The organism is Paenibacillus sp. FSL H7-0756 (genome assembly GCF_038006765.1).
Classification (GTDB): domain Bacteria; phylum Bacillota; class Bacilli; order Paenibacillales; family Paenibacillaceae; genus Paenibacillus_AQ.
This window is the reverse complement of sequence record NZ_JBBOVT010000001.1, coordinates 654,846-669,385: the sequence shown is the minus strand read 5'-3', so window position 1 is coordinate 669,385 and position 14,540 is coordinate 654,846. Positions and strand designations below refer to the sequence as shown.

The window sequence follows — 14,540 nt, the reverse complement described above, 5'->3', positions numbered from 1 at the left end:
CAATCAATGATAGAATGCGTGTTATTTGATCTGGACGGAACGATTGTGAATACGAATGAGCTGATTCTTAATTCATTCATGCATGCGCTGAAGGAGAATCATCTGCCGGTTCTGACCCGGGAACAGATCATTCCCCTGATGGGGACTACACTTCAGCAGCAGCTAGGCGCGTTCTCCGGCCTGGAGCTGAAGGATATAGAAGTGCTGGAACGGTCCTACCGTTCGTACAACAATGCGCATCATGATGAGCTGGTCCGCGCTTTTCCCCATGTGAATGAGACGATGGAGGAGCTGCAGCGCCGGGGAATCAAGCTTGGGGTGGTGACCACCAAGATCCGGCCTAACACATTGAAGTCGCTGGAGATGTTCGATCTGCTGAAATATATGGAGACGATTGTTACGGTGAATGATGTGACTCATCCGAAGCCGCATCCGGAGCCAGTGCTCACGGCAGTTGCCAATCTGGGTGTTGATCCGGCCAAGACACTGATGGTAGGCGACAGTGCTGTTGATATTCAGTCTGCGAAGGCAGCAGGTGTTCGTGTAGCCGCTGTGGCCTGGTCGCTTAAGGGTGAAGCTGTGCTGCGCACCTATGAACCGGATTACATCATCCAGGAGATGAAGGACTTGTACTCTATTGTAGAGCAGGAGACTATGCAACCGTGAGAAAGATAACCCGTTATCCCGTGGAGGGGCATAATGCGCTCTGGCATATTTACCGTACGGTCAGCCCATGGAAGGGTGTGCGCAATTTTATTTTTATCCAGATTGCCCGTTATTGCCCGATTCTGCCGCTCAAGAACTGGATTTACCGCCGGGTGCTCGGGATGAAGATAGGCAAGCACACTGCGTTTGGGCTTATGGCGATGGTGGATGTTTTTTTTCCGGAGAAGATCTCTATCGGGGAGAATACGGTTATCGGCTATAACACTACGATCCTGGCCCATGAGTATCTCATCAAGGAGTACCGGCTGGGTGAAGTTATTATCGGAGAGAATGTAATGATTGGGGCTAACACGACTATTCTCCCTGGGGTTACGATTGGGGATGGGGCTACGGTTGCCGCGGGATCGGTGGTTCACAAGGATGTTGCTGCTGGTTCGTTCGTCGGCGGGAATCCGCTCCGCGATCTGCGTAAACAGGAGGAATCATAATGGCTCAAAAGGAAAGAATACCACAGCTTGATATTTTTCGGGCAATCGCTATTTTTGCGGTGATCGCCATTCATGCCACTTCACGCACATTGGCTGAGACACTGGGCACTTCCATGTTCCCTCCGTTTCTGTTCATAAATAAGTTCAGCCAGTTTGCAGTGCCTTCCTTTATATTCTTAAGCGGGTTCGTCCTGTTTTACAATTATATTGACCGTCCGCTAGGCGGGAAGGTACTGGCCAAATTCTACAGCCGCAGGCTAATCTATATTATTGTGCCTTATCTTGTGTTTACGGTGCTTTATTTTGGACTCAAAATGACGGCCGGTCATACCTGGGGGATGCCTCTTCAGGAGATGGGCGGGAAGTTCTTCAAGTATCTATGGACGGGTACGGCGTATACGCATCTCTACTATATCATCATCATTATCCAGTTCTATCTGCTGTTCCCGCTGATACTCTGGTGCCTGCAGAAAGTGCGGCATCTCGCGGCCTGGGCACCAGTGATTGGACTTGCGTTACAGTGGGGCTTCGTGCTGCTTAACAAATATATGGTGAACCACGGGTATTGGCAGTTGTCCAAGGGGAGTCTGGCCATTACGTATTTCTCGTATTTCCTGCTTGGTGCGGCGATTGCGATCTACTACAGCTCTCTGAAAAAGTGGCTGGTTCCCTCCCGCGAAGGCTGGCGCTCAGGTAAAGGTATGGGCTGGATGGTACTGTGGCTGTTATGGGCCGCTGCCGGGGCTTACCATGTGGTATTGTGGTATAACAACTATACGAAGAAAACAGTAATCAACAGTCTGTGGTATGAAGGGTTCTCGAACCTGCATGCCTTGCTCTCTTGTCTGGTACTGTTCCAGCTGTCCTTCCTGCTGTACGGGGCAGGACGCAGCGTGCTGACCAGACTGCTGCTCTCGGCCGGGGCGTGCTCCTTCGGTATCTATCTGCTCCATCCGCTGCTGCTGTTCATGTACCGGAAGCTGCCGTTCCACGGCGGATCGCTGGCCTATACAGCAGCAATAGCGGGCGGCTGGCTGGTGGCCCTTCTGGGCTCCTGGCTGGTGGTTGCGCTTGCCTTCCGTTATGTGAAGCCGGCGTGGATGGTGTTCGGCTCTGCACCGCAGAAGCCGGCAGCAGCGCCAAAGGCGACAGTGTAGACTTTGGCTTAGTTAATATATTGAAAGCGCCGGCTGGCCGCAGATGCGGCTGTCCGGCGCTTTGCTGTAAGCAGGCGTCTGAAGATTATGTTAGCTGGGCTGTTCCCCGGCTTGCTCGCGCTGGAAGTCGGCGATTGCCTGATACTGATCCTCCAGGCTGCGGTATACGGAGATGAAGATAGGCAGAAGCTGTTTGTAGGCTTTGGCGTGGGCAGTAACCGGCTCATGCCGGTGAGTGGAGCCAATCATGCTGTAGACAGCATCGAAGGAATCAATCCGCCGGATGGCGTATAATCCCAGGACGACTGCGCCGAGGCAAGAGCTCTCGAAGCTCTCCGGGACCACCACCTCCTGATCGAAAATATCCGCCATCATCTGCCGCCATAGCGCCGAGCGGGCGAAGCCGCCAGTTGCCAGGATTCTAACGGGCTCGCCGATGCATTCCTCCATGGCCAGTAATACGGTGTACATATTGAAGATGACACCTTCCAGTACCGCACGGATCATATGCTCCTTGCGGTGATTCATGCTTAGCCCGAAGAAGGAGCCGCGGGCATCGGGATTCCACAGTGGTGCGCGTTCTCCGGTCAGATACGGATGGAAGAGCAGTCCGTTACTGCCGGGCGGCACTTGCTCAGCGATCCTGGTTAATACTTCGTAGGGATCAATGCCCAGGCGCTTCGCGGTCTCTACTTCAGAGGCGGCGAACTCATCACGCACCCAGCGGAAGAGCATTCCTCCGTTATTCACAGGGCCGCCGATTACCCAATGCTTGTCTGTCAGGGCGTAGCAGAATATCCGTCCTTTGGGATCGGTCAGCGGATGGTCAACTACAGTACGGATGGCACCGCTTGTGCCTATCGTTGCAGCGATTACCCCCGGCTCCATGGCCCCTACGCCCAGGTTAGACAGAACGCCGTCACTGGCGCCTACTATAAATGGAGTGTCTGTGAGCAGACCAAGCTTTCCGGTAAGCTCTGGGAGCAGTCCCTGCAGGATATGAGTGGTCGGGACCGGACGGGATAGGCGCTCCGGAGTAACACCGGCAATCTGGAGCGCCTCCTCGTCCCAATCGAGCTTCTCCAGATTGAACATGCCGGTGGCAGAGGCGATGGAATGGTCAATTACATATTCGCCGAACAGCCGGAAGAAGATATATTCTTTGATAGAGATGAACTTGTAGGTCTGACGGAACAGCTCGGGCTGCTCCTCGCCCAGCCACATCAGCTTGGTGATTGGAGACATAGGGTGTATGGGCGTTCCTGTCCGCAGGTACAGCTCATGTCCGTTCAGTTCGTCCTTCAACCGCCGGGCACAGCGGCTGCTCCGGTTATCGGCCCAGGTAATGCAGGCGGTCAGCGGCTTACCCGCAGGATCTACAGCAATGACGCTATGCATAGCGGAGCTGAACGAGACCAGCAGAATGTCTTCAGGTGCGGCAAGGCTCTCCTGCATGACCGCTGCTATGGTATGAATTACGGCTTCCAGAATCTGCTCCGGGTCCTGTTCTGCGACAGAGGGGGAGGGCTGATGCAGCGGATAGCCCTGATTGCTCTGAGCGACAATCGTTCCGTTCTCCTTAAAGAGGACAGCCTTCGTGCTGGTGGTTCCAATATCAACGCCAATCATATAGGATGTACTCAAGCCGTCAGTCCTTCTTTCTGCTTCTGAATTAGATACCGGGAATACTTCATGGAGGAAATAAAGTACAATCATATTAACCTATTATATTCGCCGCTTATCCCGGTGGCAAAAGGAACTCTGGAATTCAAGCGAATTGTTGACGCAAAAGGATAGTCCGTGATACGATATTGCCACTACTTTACTTTGCTACCACTTTACCATGATAAAGCATTTAATGATACCCTTCAACATATCCGATGAGGTGAACAATGAAGATGGCCAAACCAAAGGGATTTGAAAAGCCTGCCGGCGTAAGAGATTATCTCCCGCGTGCGGTAACGAAGCTGCGCAAGATCGAGAAGGATGTACTTCACTGTATGAGCCGCTGGGGCTACCGGCAGATGATTACGCCTACTCTTGAATATTACGATACGGTCGGTGTAGCCAGCTCTACCTCCGATCAGAAGCTGTATAAATTGCTTAACAACCGTGGGCAGGCGCTGGTGTTGCGCTCAGAGATGACGGCACCTGTAGCCCGTGTGGTCTCCTCTCTATTGAAGGATGAGCCGCTGCCGCTGCGTCTGTCCTACCATGCCAACGTCTTCCGGGCGATTGAAGAAGAGGCCGGACGGGAGGCAGAATTTTTTCAGACCGGTGTGGAGCTTGTCGGTGATGATTCACCGGAGGCTGACGCGGAGGTAGTCGCGCTGGCGATTGCTTCCCTGCAGGCAGCGGGCGTAAAGTCTTTTAAAATTGCAATTGGACATGTCGGTTTCCTTGACGGCCTCTTCCAGGAGGCGGTATCGGGCTTGCCGCAGGCTCAAGAGGAGCTGAAGAGCCATCTGCTCAGCCGCGATTATGTAGCCTTCCGCGAGACGCTGCGGCGTCTTGAGCTATCCACTGCACAAAAGCAGGAGCTGGACGGACTGCTGCGGCTGCGCGGCGGGAAGGAGATCTGCGGACAGGCGCTGGAGCTGAGCAACCATCCGCTGGCGCGCGCGTCGATCGAGCATCTGTGCAAAGTATGGGAGGTACTGGTGGCTTATGGTGTCTCGCAGCATGTGCTGATTGATCTGACGATGATCGGTGATTTCTCTTACTATACAGGCATGACCTTCGAGGGGTACGCTTCCGAGCTGGGTTTCCCGGTATGCAGCGGCGGCCGGTATGACAACCTGCTGCAGCAATTCGGGCGTCCGATTCCCTCCACCGGCTTCTCTCTAAAGACCAACCGTATTTTGGATGGAGTCTCCGGGCTTCCGGAAGAGGAAGAGCTGCCGATTCTGGTCCAGTACGATGCACTGCGGCGCCAAGAGGGTTTTGCCGAAGCAGCGAGGCTGCGGTCGGAAGGGCATGTTGTGGTCACGCGGCTGGCGGCCGGTCCGGAGGAGCTGAAGACCGTGAAGCGGCTGGATGCGGATACTATTCAGGCAGAGGGCGAGCTGTACGGCGAGATCTACACCTTCGTGTCGTTTGTCAGCGAGCATGGGTGAACGGAGCAAAATTACGAAATGGAAACATGATGTCATATAGAAGCAGATGTTAAAGAAGCGGAAATACGAAACGGGGGCGGGTATTAATGGCACAGATTCTTAAGGTAGCCATGCCGAAAGGCCGGATTTATAATAAAGCGGCAGAGCTGTTCCGCCAGGCGGGACTGCCGATTCCTCCGGATGGAGAAGAGTCGCGCAAGCTGGTGATTTCATTGCCGGAGGCCGGAATGGAGTTCATCCTGGCGAAGCCGGTGGATGTGCCCACGTATGTAGAATATGGAGTGGCGGATATCGGGATTGTCGGCAAAGATGTACTGCTGGAGGAGAGCCGCGATGTGTACGAGCTGCTTGATCTCGGGATCGCCCGCTGTCGGATGTCGATTATCGGGCTTCCGAACTGGCAGCCGGGTATTCAGCAACGGGTAGCTACCAAGTACCCGAACGTGGCTTCGCGGTATTTCCGTGAGCAAGGCCAGCAGGTGGAGGTTGTGAAGCTGAACGGCTCCATCGAGCTGGCACCGCTGATCGGGCTGGCTGACCGGATCGTGGATATGGTTGAGACCGGCCAGACGCTGAAGGATAACGGTCTGGTGGAGATGAAGAGCATCTTCGAGATCACCAGCCGCCTGGTGGCGAACCGGGTGAGCTACCGGATGAAGAATGCGGAGATTCAGCAGCTGTGCGACCGGCTGCAGGCTGTGATTGCAGAACCGGGATTGCAGGTAAACTAATATAAGCAAAACTATAGAGCTCAAGGGGGAAGCGGCGGTGAAGATCCAGTCCAGTAAGGAATTTAAGCTGCAGCGTGAGGTGGAATACGGCACGCCGGAGCAGAACAAGGCCGTACGTGAAATCGTGGCCAATATCAAGCGGGAAGGCGACGCGGCGCTGCTCCGGTATACGGAGCGCTTCGATGGCGCTGTACTTACGCCAGCGCAGCTGCGCGTAACGCCGGAGGAGCTAGAGGCCGCCTATGGCCGGGTAGAGGAGTCCTTCGTGACGGCGATTCGCGCAGCAGCCGTGAATATTCGTGCGTTCCATGCGCGGCAGAAACGCAATTCCTGGATGGATCTGCAGCCTGACGGCACGATCCTCGGGCAGATCATCCGCCCGCTGAAGCGTGTGGGCGTCTATGTTCCCGGCGGCAAGGCGGCCTACCCGTCCTCGGTGCTGATGAACGTGATACCGGCACAGATCGCGGGGGTGCCGGAGATCGTGATGGTGACGCCGCCTTCGACGGGCGGCTCCGAAGGCATTGATCCTTATATTCTCGTGGCCGCCGCTGAAGCGGGCGTACACGAGATCTACCGCGTGGGCGGCGCGCAGGCGATCGCCGCCCTCGCCTTCGGCACGGAATCCATCGTGCCGGTCGATAAGATCTGCGGGCCAGGGAACATCTACGTGGCCCTGGCCAAGCGCGAGGTCTACGGCGCTGTCGACATCGACAGCATCGCCGGACCGAGCGAGATCGTCGTGCTCGCCGACGATACCGCCGAGGCCGCCTACATCGCGGCCGACCTGCTCTCGCAGGCCGAGCACGACGAGATGGCGTCGGCGATCCTCGTGACGCCGTCGCAGCGTCTCGCGGAGGCGGTGGCTGCCGAGGTCGAGCGGCAGCTGCAGGCATTGCCGCGCGAGGAAATCGCGCGGGCCTCGGTAGAGAACTACGGCGCGATTATCGTCGTAGACTCGCTTGAGGAGGGCATCTCCGTGGTGAACCGGCTGGCGCCGGAGCATCTGGAGATTGTGGTGAACGACCCGATGGGGCTGACCGGCGCAATTGAGAACGCCGGGGCGATCTTCCTCGGGCCGTACAGCTCGGAGCCGGTCGGTGACTACTTCGCCGGACCGAACCATATTATACCGACGAATGGCACAGCACGGTTCTCCTCCCCTGTAGATGTGGACGACTTCATCAAGAAGTCCAGCCTGATCTATTACAGCAAGGAGGCGCTGCTACGGGACGGGGCGGCGATTATGGAGCTTGCCCGGCGCGAGGGCCTGGAAGGCCATGCACGCGCCATCGAAATCCGGCTTACGAACGAAGCGAAAGGTGGAGACACAAATGGAGAACAATAATAACGAACTGGCGCTGCGCAAGGCCGGACTTAGCCGTACAACCAATGAAACGGACATTAAGCTAACCTTTGCGGTGGACGGCAGCGGGGTCTCCGAACTGGAGACCGATGTGCCGTTCCTGAATCATATGCTGGATCTGTTCACAAAGCATGGACAGTTTGACCTCTCTGTGCAGGCACGGGGAGATATCGAGATTGATGATCACCATACGGTGGAGGATATCGGCATCTGTCTCGGACAGGCTCTGCGGGAAGCGCTTGGCGATAAAAAAGGTATCAAGCGGTACGCCAGTGTCTTCGTCCCTATGGATGAGGCGCTTGCCCAGGTAGTGATAGACATCAGCAACCGGCCGCATTTTGAATACCGGGCAGCGTATCCTTCCCAGCAGGTAGGCAGCTTCTCCACAGAGCTGGTACATGAATTCCTGTGGAAGTTCGCGCTGGAGGCGAGAATAACGCTGCATGTCATCGTTCATTACGGCACCAATACCCATCACATGATTGAAGCGGTCTTCAAGGCGCTGGGACGGGCACTGGACGAAGCGACGATCATAGATCCCCGGGTGAAGGGCGTGCCTTCAACGAAGGGAGTGCTGTAGTTATGGCCGTTGCAATCGTCGATTACGGCATGGGCAACCTGCACAGTGTCAGCAAGGCCGTAGAGCGGCTGGGGTATACGAGTCTTGTAACCTCGGATGCCGCTGAGATCTTGGCGGCAGACAGTGTTATACTGCCGGGAGTCGGTGCCTTTGGCGATGCGATGGAGCACTTACGGGAGAGCGGAATGGACGATGTCGTCCGGGCCGCAGCGTCAGCGGGCCAGCCGGTGCTGGGCATCTGCCTCGGAATGCAGCTGCTGTTCAGCAGCAGCGAGGAGCATGGCGAGCATAAGGGGCTGGAGCTTCTGCCCGGCGCAGTGGTGCGCTTCGCCCCCCGGGACGGCTATAAGGTGCCGCATATGGGCTGGAACAAGCTGAGCTTCCGCCAGCCGGAGAGTCCGCTGCTGGACGGCCTGTCAGAGAGCCATGTATACTTCGTGCACTCCTATCATGCACTCGCGGCAGACGGCGATCTGCTGGCCGTCACAGACTATGGACATCCCGTAACGGCTATCGTGGGGCGTGATAATGTCTACGGCATGCAGTTCCACCCGGAGAAGAGCGGGGAGCTTGGCATGAAGCTGCTGGGTAATTTCCTGAGGCTCCAGGCACAGCAGGCGTAGCCTGCCTGAATCACTAATTTGCAATGAAAGCGGGGAGTATTCATGTCTTCTTTTATCCTATATCCGGCGATTGATATCCGGGACGGCAAGTGTGTCCGGCTGCAGCAGGGTGATTATGCCCAAGAGACGATCTATAACGACAATCCGGTAGAGGTGGCTAAGTCGTGGGAAGAGCAAGGCGGGCAGTATATCCATCTGGTGGATCTGGACGGAGCCAAAGCAGGCTGCCCTGTGAATGATGCCATCATTGGAGCTATTGCTAAGCATGCGAATGTTCCTGTACAGGTCGGCGGCGGTCTCCGTACACTTGCCGATGTCGAGAAGCTGCTGAACCTCGGCGTCAGCCGGGTGATTATCGGGACGGCAGCCATTAATGATCAGACTTTTACAGAAGCGGTTCTTGCCAAATACGGCGACAAAGTTGCCATCGGTATCGATGCGCGTAACGGCTACGTGGCAACCCACGGCTGGCTTAATACCTCGGAGGTGCGCGCGGAAGACCTGGCTAAAGAGCTGGCTGCCAAGGGCGCTGAGACTTTCATCTATACCGATATCTCCCGCGACGGGATGATGCAGGGGCCGAACGTGGAAGGCATTCTGTCTATGGCCAAGGCAAGCGGCCGCAGCGTAATCGCCTCCGGCGGCGTGACCAGTCTTAATGATCTGCAGCGCCTGAACTTACATAGCGGCAGCGGGATCGGCGGGGCGATTGTGGGCAAGGCGCTGTATACCGGCAATATTAATCTGGCTGAAGCGCTGCAGACCCTGGGCCAATCCTCCGGATTGCGGTAAGTCTATACTAAGGAGGGGTCTTGGCATGTTGGCGAAACGGATTATTCCCTGTCTGGATGTGAAGGACGGGCGTGTGGTAAAAGGTGTGAATTTTGTGAATCTGCGCGATGCCGGAGATCCGGTGGAGCTTGCGGCGCTGTACGACCGCGAGGGAGCGGATGAGCTGGTATTCCTCGATATTTCCGCTTCTGTGGAAGGCAGGGCGACCATGATTGAAGTGGTGCGGCAGACGGCAGGTGAGATTGCCATTCCCTTCACGGTGGGCGGCGGAATCTCGACCCCTGATGATATGAAGCGGATTCTGCGTGCCGGAGCGGACAAGATCGGCATCAACACAGCCGCTGTAAATAACCCACAGCTGATTCTGGAAGGGGCCCGTCACTTCGGCTCCCAATGCATTGTTGTGGCGATGGATGCCAAATATAATGAGGCTTGGGGCGAATGGGAAGTGTATACGCACGGTGGACGTACGCCCACGGGTATCCGGGCCTTGAACTGGGCCAAGGAAGCTGAGCGGCTGGGAGCCGGGGAGATTCTGCTTACGAGTATGGATGCGGACGGGACCAAGGACGGCTTCGACCTGAAGCTGACGGCGGCGGTCAGCGACCTGCTGAGTATTCCTGTCATTGCTTCCGGCGGGGCCGGGAAAATTGAGCATTTCTATGATGTATTTACGGAAGGCCGGGCAGATGCCGGACTTGCGGCAACCATTTTTCACTATAAAGAGATTGCTATTCATGATCTGAAGGCTGATCTGAAGCAAAGAGGAGTAGAGATCCGATGAGCGAGGACAAGAAGGATATCGCACTAAGCCAGCAGGAGGCAGTGTCCGGCATCCGCTGGAATGAAGCAGGCCTGCTGCCTGCTGTCATTCAGGATGCACGCACGCTGGAGGTATTAATGTTCGCCTATATGAACCCTGAATCGCTGCAGCGCTCACTTACGAGCGGCCAGACCTGGTTCTGGAGCCGTTCGCGCAGCGAGCTGTGGCATAAGGGGGGAACGTCCGGCAATACCCAGGCGATCACCTCGATCCATTACGATTGTGACAGCGATACGCTGCTGGTGAAGGTAGTGCCGGAGGGTCCGGCCTGCCATACCGGGGAGAACAGCTGCTTCTTCCGCGAGATTCCGCTAGATTCACCGGCAACCGTAACGGAGACTGCCGGGGCTGCCGTGAATGCTGCTGAAGCAGAGAGCGGCCGGTTTGCGGTACTCGGTGAGCTGGAGCGTGTCATTGCTGAGCGTGAGGTGAACCGTCCGGAGGGAGCGTATACCACCTATCTGTTTGACAAGGGCGTGGACAAGATCCTGAAGAAGGTCGGTGAGGAAGCCTCCGAGACGATCATTGCCGCCAAAAACAAAGATAATGCCGAGCTGCGCCTGGAAGTTAGCGATCTGATCTATCACCTGCTCGTGCTGCTGCAGGAGCGCAAGCTTCCGCTGGATGAGATTCTGGAAGAGCTAAGCGCCCGCCATGAACGGCCGCGGCGCGATTAGGAGGAGCTTTCAGCATGCACATCGATTATCATACCCATCATGAACGCTGCGGCCATGCGGTCGGGAAGCTGGAGGAGTATGTGCAGCGGGGCATCGCTCTGGGGCTTGAGCAGCTCGGGCTGTCGGATCATCTGCCGCTAATCCATGTCGATCCGGACCACTACTATCCCGAGATGGCTATGCCTCTTGCGGAGCTTCCGCGATATGTGGAGGAATGCCTGACGCTGAAGGAACGCTACCGGGGCAAGATTGAGCTGCGGGTCGGGCTGGAGGCGGATTATATTGAGGGATATGAGGAACAGATCCGCGAGCTTTTGGCACCTTATCCATGGGATTACCTGATTGGTTCGGTGCATTTCCTGGGAGAATGGGATATTACCGACCACCGGCAGACCCATGGCTGGGAAGGCCAGGATGTAATGGCGGTATACCGCCGTTATTATGATGCTGTACAGAAGTCGGCGTTATCGGGATTATATGATATTATAGGACATATGGACGTCATCAAAAGGTTCGGTTACGGCCCCCGGACGCCGGAGGGCCTGGCCGAGGCCAGAGCGCTTGAGCTGGATACGCTGAAGGTCATCGCCCGCAGCGGAATCGCCATGGAGCTGAATGCTTCCGGGCTGACCAAGCCTTGCGCCGAGATGTTCCCGGCAGAGCATGTGCTCGTCCAGGCGCTTGCGCTGGGCATTCCGCTCACGGTTGGTTCTGATGCGCATGATCCCATGAAGCTGGGAGACGGCTTACCAGAGGCCCGGGACATGCTCTGGCGCACCGGCTTCCGCGAACTGGCCGTCTTTGAAGGACGCCGCCGTACCAATGTGCCGTTAGCATTATAAATTATAATCCCAGGAGGGTACTATGCATCATCAATTACGGATTTTTTCCGGTTCGTCGAATCCGAAGCTTGCCGCTGATATTGCGGAGCGCCTTGGTGCTCCGCTTGGCCAGATCAAGCTGACCCGTTTCAAAAGCGGCGAGATTTATGTGCATTATGAAGAGAGCATCCGGAACTGCGACGTATTTTTGGTGCAATCCCTGGCTCATCCGATTAACGAGCTGTTTGTAGAGCTGCTGGTCATGATTGATGCCGCCAAGCGTGCATCGGCCAGAACGGTGAATATTATCGTTCCTTATTACGGGTACGCCCGGCAGGAGCGCAAATCTGCACCGCGTGAGCCGATCTCGGCCAAAATGGTAGCGGATGTGCTGACCACCGCCGGTGCAACGCGCGTAATTACCATTGATCTGCATGCCGCAGCCATACAGGGATTCTTCAATATTCCGGTCGATCATCTGACCGCACTTGATCTGATCAGCGGTTATCTGAAGGTGAAGGGTCTTACTGATCTGGTCGTGGTCTCCCCGGATGCGGGACGCGCATCCATGGCGGAGAAGCTGGCCAGCCGTCTGGATTCGCCGTTCGCTATCATGATCAAGAAGCGTCCGGCTCATAATGAATCGGTGATCACCCATGTCATTGGTGATGTGGAAGGCAGGACGCCGATCATTATCGAGGATCTTATTGATACGGGAACGACTATCGTCAATGTGGTGGAGGGCCTGAAGGAGCGGGGTGCGCGGAACAGCATCGTCTGTGCTACACACGGACTGTTCTCCGGAGATGCGCTTGCGCGGATGGACCATCCCAATATCGACGAGATTGTCATTACCGATTCCATTGCCCTGCCGGACGAGCATTCCAGCAGATTCGCAGTGCTTTCGGTAGCCCCCATGCTGGCTGAAGCCACGCGTATTATCATCGAGGGCGGTTCCATAGATAAGCTGTTTAGAGACGCAGGGATTTAACTCCCGCGTCTTTTTTTTGTGAATGAGATGACGATAACCAATCCTTCTATTTCTCGCTGAAACGGGTGCCGTCCCTGAAAGGACAGCAAAGCCGTTTCCACTTGAGCTTTTCCCTCCCGTCAGCACTCTCTTGAGATTGAGAATCTCGTTGCCACATGTGGTATACTGTGTGAAGAAGACAGCCGAGACCATAAATGGAAACGATCAGGTAAGGTGTAAGGCTAGGGAAGCTGACAAAAGGGAGGTGCCTTGCTTCCATGATTGAGAGAACTTCAGAGAATGTCGCGGAGAACAGTAATATCATTCCGGTCACTCTGGATGCCAATTTTTTCTTTGAAAGAGCCGTTCGGTCGCTGGACCGCTTTCAATATGATAAGGCATTAAGAAATTTTCGCAAAGCTGTTGAATATGAGCCGGATAATCCGGTGAATCATTGCAATATGGCGGGTATATTATCTGAGATGGGCAATTATACCGCATCTAACGAGATTCTTATCCATGTTTTGGAGAAGATCGACCCCGCTATGACGGAATGCCATTTCTATATGGCTAATAACTTCGCTAATATGGAAAGCTTTGAAGAGGCGGAGCGTTCGCTGGTCATTTACTTGGAAGAGGATGCAGACGGCGAGTTCATGACCGAATCCGAAGAACTGATGGAGCTCCTGCAATATGAGCTGAATCGGCCTGCTCCGCTGGTGCGTATCCGCAGCCGTGAGGGAGTTGTAGAGCATGACCGGGCGCGCAGTCTGCTGGAGGAGGGCAAGTTTCCTCAGGCTGTAGAGCTGCTGGAGGAGATCACTGCGAGCACTCCGGATTTTTTGGCTGCGCATAATAATCTGGCACTCGCCCATTTCTATATGGGCCGGTTTGCCAAGGCGAAGGAATGTCTGAATGAGGTGCTGAAGCAGGACCCCGGCAATCTGCACGCTCTGTGCAATATGGCCATCTTCCTGCAGTATGCAGGGGACAAGGAGCAGCTTGAGACGCTGCTGGGGATGCTTGAAGCAACGGTGCCGTTCCATCAGGAGCATGTTTTCAAAATGGCTACAACTATGGGTATCCTCGGCCGGCATACCGCCGCTTACAGCCATTTCCGCCGTCTGCTGAAGGATGAGGAGGTCGCCGGAGACGCCGGCCTGTATCATTACTGTGCGGCGGCGGCAAGCAATAGCGGAAGACATGATGAGGCGCTGCGCTGCTGGAGACAGGCAGCCAAGCTGGACCCTGCTTCCGCTGTCCCGGCGTTCTTCCTGTCCCAGCTCCAGCAGGTCCGGGCAGAAGGACATCCGATGCCTACTGTCAGCTATAATTATCAGCTGCCCTTCCAGGAGCAGCTGAAGCAGTGGAAGGGCAATACAGGCAGGTTCACTGAAGAAGTGCGGAATAATCCGCTGCTGCGCGCCTCGTTCTTCTGGGCGCTACGCTACGGCGATTCCGCTACGAAGCTCCAGGTGACCGAGGCGCTGCGCTGGATTGAGGACGAGGAGATGTCCGAGGTGCTGCGCGGAGTTCTGGAGCAGGAGCCGCTGCAGGAGGACCGCCTGCAGGAGGCAGCATTGTTCAGCCTCCAGCGGCTGATCGGGGAGAACCTGAATGAAGCCGGCAGCTCGCCGGGTGAAGAGCAGGAGCCTGTGGCTGCTCCCGGACCCAAGGGGATACTGCCCGGAACCGGCGGCTTAACGCCGTCCACTACCCGTATTTGAAGC

General features: G+C 55.9%; 15 protein-coding genes. 14 read left to right on the top strand and 1 reads right to left on the bottom strand.

The annotated features are described in order from the left end of the window. Window positions 1-6 precede the first annotated feature (6 nt). From ppaX to NST04_RS02855, 3 genes are read left to right on the top strand one after another with little or no spacing between them, the layout of a single operon-like run. Window positions 7-666 (top strand): pyrophosphatase PpaX, encoded by a 660-nt coding sequence (gene ppaX, locus NST04_RS02865; RefSeq protein WP_341183104.1) that lies wholly within the window; start codon window positions 7-9, stop codon window positions 664-666. Next, the gene (locus NST04_RS02860; protein WP_341183103.1) at window positions 663-1,154 is read left to right on the top strand and encodes an acyltransferase; all 492 of its coding nucleotides are present in this window, start codon (window positions 663-665) and stop codon (window positions 1,152-1,154) included. The genes ppaX and NST04_RS02860 overlap by 4 nt, the downstream gene beginning before the upstream one ends. Further along, a complete protein-coding gene (locus NST04_RS02855) occupies window positions 1,154-2,311 on the top strand; it encodes an acyltransferase (protein WP_341183102.1) in 1,158 nt (385 codons plus the stop codon). The genes NST04_RS02860 and NST04_RS02855 overlap by 1 nt, the downstream gene beginning before the upstream one ends. Window positions 2,312-2,401: 90 nt before the next feature. On the opposite strand, the gene gntK is transcribed toward NST04_RS02855, so the two are convergent. Beyond that, window positions 2,402-3,940: a gluconokinase gene (gene gntK / locus NST04_RS02850; protein ID WP_445667903.1), complete on the bottom strand. Its 1,539-nt coding sequence runs from the start codon at window positions 3,938-3,940 to the stop codon at window positions 2,402-2,404. A gap of 269 nt (window positions 3,941-4,209) precedes the next feature. Here gntK and NST04_RS02845 point away from each other — a divergent pair, with 269 nt between their 5' ends. The 11 genes from NST04_RS02845 to NST04_RS02795 all read left to right on the top strand — a co-directional run bounded on the left by NST04_RS02845 (window position 4,210) and on the right by NST04_RS02795 (window position 14,537). Next, window positions 4,210-5,427 (top strand): ATP phosphoribosyltransferase regulatory subunit, encoded by a 1,218-nt coding sequence (locus NST04_RS02845; protein ID WP_341183100.1) that lies wholly within the window; start codon window positions 4,210-4,212, stop codon window positions 5,425-5,427. 86 nt (window positions 5,428-5,513) lie between these two features. After that, window positions 5,514-6,158, top strand: a complete 645-nt coding sequence (hisG, locus tag NST04_RS02840; RefSeq protein WP_341183099.1) for an ATP phosphoribosyltransferase — start codon at window positions 5,514-5,516, stop codon at window positions 6,156-6,158. A 37-nt stretch (window positions 6,159-6,195) separates the two neighbouring features. Next, window positions 6,196-7,506: a histidinol dehydrogenase gene (gene hisD / locus NST04_RS02835; RefSeq protein WP_341183098.1), complete on the top strand. Its 1,311-nt coding sequence runs from the start codon at window positions 6,196-6,198 to the stop codon at window positions 7,504-7,506. Continuing rightward, a complete protein-coding gene (gene hisB / locus NST04_RS02830) occupies window positions 7,493-8,104 on the top strand; it encodes an imidazoleglycerol-phosphate dehydratase HisB (RefSeq protein WP_341183097.1) in 612 nt (203 codons plus the stop codon). The genes hisD and hisB overlap by 14 nt, the downstream gene beginning before the upstream one ends. Window positions 8,105-8,106: 2 nt before the next feature. Next, a complete protein-coding gene (hisH, locus tag NST04_RS02825) occupies window positions 8,107-8,727 on the top strand; it encodes an imidazole glycerol phosphate synthase subunit HisH (RefSeq protein WP_341183096.1) in 621 nt (206 codons plus the stop codon). Window positions 8,728-8,769: 42 nt separating this feature from the next. Then, a complete protein-coding gene (hisA, locus tag NST04_RS02820; RefSeq protein ID WP_341183095.1) occupies window positions 8,770-9,519 on the top strand; it encodes a 1-(5-phosphoribosyl)-5-[(5-phosphoribosylamino)methylideneamino]imidazole-4-carboxamide isomerase in 750 nt (249 codons plus the stop codon). Between the two features lie 25 nt (window positions 9,520-9,544). Then, window positions 9,545-10,303 (top strand): imidazole glycerol phosphate synthase subunit HisF, encoded by a 759-nt coding sequence (gene hisF, locus NST04_RS02815; protein ID WP_341183094.1) that lies wholly within the window; start codon window positions 9,545-9,547, stop codon window positions 10,301-10,303. Further along, the gene (hisIE, locus tag NST04_RS02810) at window positions 10,300-11,019 is read left to right on the top strand and encodes a bifunctional phosphoribosyl-AMP cyclohydrolase/phosphoribosyl-ATP diphosphatase HisIE (protein WP_341183093.1); all 720 of its coding nucleotides are present in this window, start codon (window positions 10,300-10,302) and stop codon (window positions 11,017-11,019) included. Before hisF ends, hisIE begins: the two co-directional genes overlap by 4 nt. A 14-nt stretch (window positions 11,020-11,033) precedes the next feature. Further along, window positions 11,034-11,861, top strand: coding sequence for a histidinol-phosphatase HisJ (gene hisJ / locus NST04_RS02805; RefSeq protein WP_341183092.1), 828 nt, complete (start codon window positions 11,034-11,036; stop codon window positions 11,859-11,861). A 22-nt stretch (window positions 11,862-11,883) separates the two neighbouring features. Next, entirely contained in the window at window positions 11,884-12,831 is a 948-nt protein-coding gene (locus tag NST04_RS02800) for a ribose-phosphate diphosphokinase (RefSeq protein ID WP_036690058.1), read from the top strand. A gap of 257 nt (window positions 12,832-13,088) precedes the next feature. Then, the gene (locus tag NST04_RS02795; RefSeq protein WP_341183091.1) at window positions 13,089-14,537 is read left to right on the top strand and encodes a tetratricopeptide repeat protein; all 1,449 of its coding nucleotides are present in this window, start codon (window positions 13,089-13,091) and stop codon (window positions 14,535-14,537) included. The last annotated feature ends 3 nt before the right edge of the window (window positions 14,538-14,540 follow it).

Coding starts and splice junctions, on each gene's coding strand:
- ppaX (WP_341183104.1), top strand. CDS start 7: ATGATAGAATGCGTGTTATTTGATCTGGACGGAACGATTGTGAATACG.
- NST04_RS02855 (WP_341183102.1), top strand. CDS start 1,154: ATGGCTCAAAAGGAAAGAATACCACAGCTTGATATTTTTCGGGCAATC.
- gntK (WP_445667903.1), bottom strand. CDS start 3,940: ATGATTGGCGTTGATATTGGAACCACCAGCACGAAGGCTGTCCTCTTT.
- NST04_RS02845 (WP_341183100.1), top strand. CDS start 4,210: ATGGCCAAACCAAAGGGATTTGAAAAGCCTGCCGGCGTAAGAGATTAT.
- hisG (WP_341183099.1), top strand. CDS start 5,514: ATGGCACAGATTCTTAAGGTAGCCATGCCGAAAGGCCGGATTTATAAT.
- hisB (WP_341183097.1), top strand. CDS start 7,493: ATGGAGAACAATAATAACGAACTGGCGCTGCGCAAGGCCGGACTTAGC.
- hisH (WP_341183096.1), top strand. CDS start 8,107: ATGGCCGTTGCAATCGTCGATTACGGCATGGGCAACCTGCACAGTGTC.
- hisA (WP_341183095.1), top strand. CDS start 8,770: ATGTCTTCTTTTATCCTATATCCGGCGATTGATATCCGGGACGGCAAG.
- hisF (WP_341183094.1), top strand. CDS start 9,545: ATGTTGGCGAAACGGATTATTCCCTGTCTGGATGTGAAGGACGGGCGT.
- hisIE (WP_341183093.1), top strand. CDS start 10,300: ATGAGCGAGGACAAGAAGGATATCGCACTAAGCCAGCAGGAGGCAGTG.
- hisJ (WP_341183092.1), top strand. CDS start 11,034: ATGCACATCGATTATCATACCCATCATGAACGCTGCGGCCATGCGGTC.
- NST04_RS02800 (WP_036690058.1), top strand. CDS start 11,884: ATGCATCATCAATTACGGATTTTTTCCGGTTCGTCGAATCCGAAGCTT.
- NST04_RS02795 (WP_341183091.1), top strand. CDS start 13,089: ATGATTGAGAGAACTTCAGAGAATGTCGCGGAGAACAGTAATATCATT.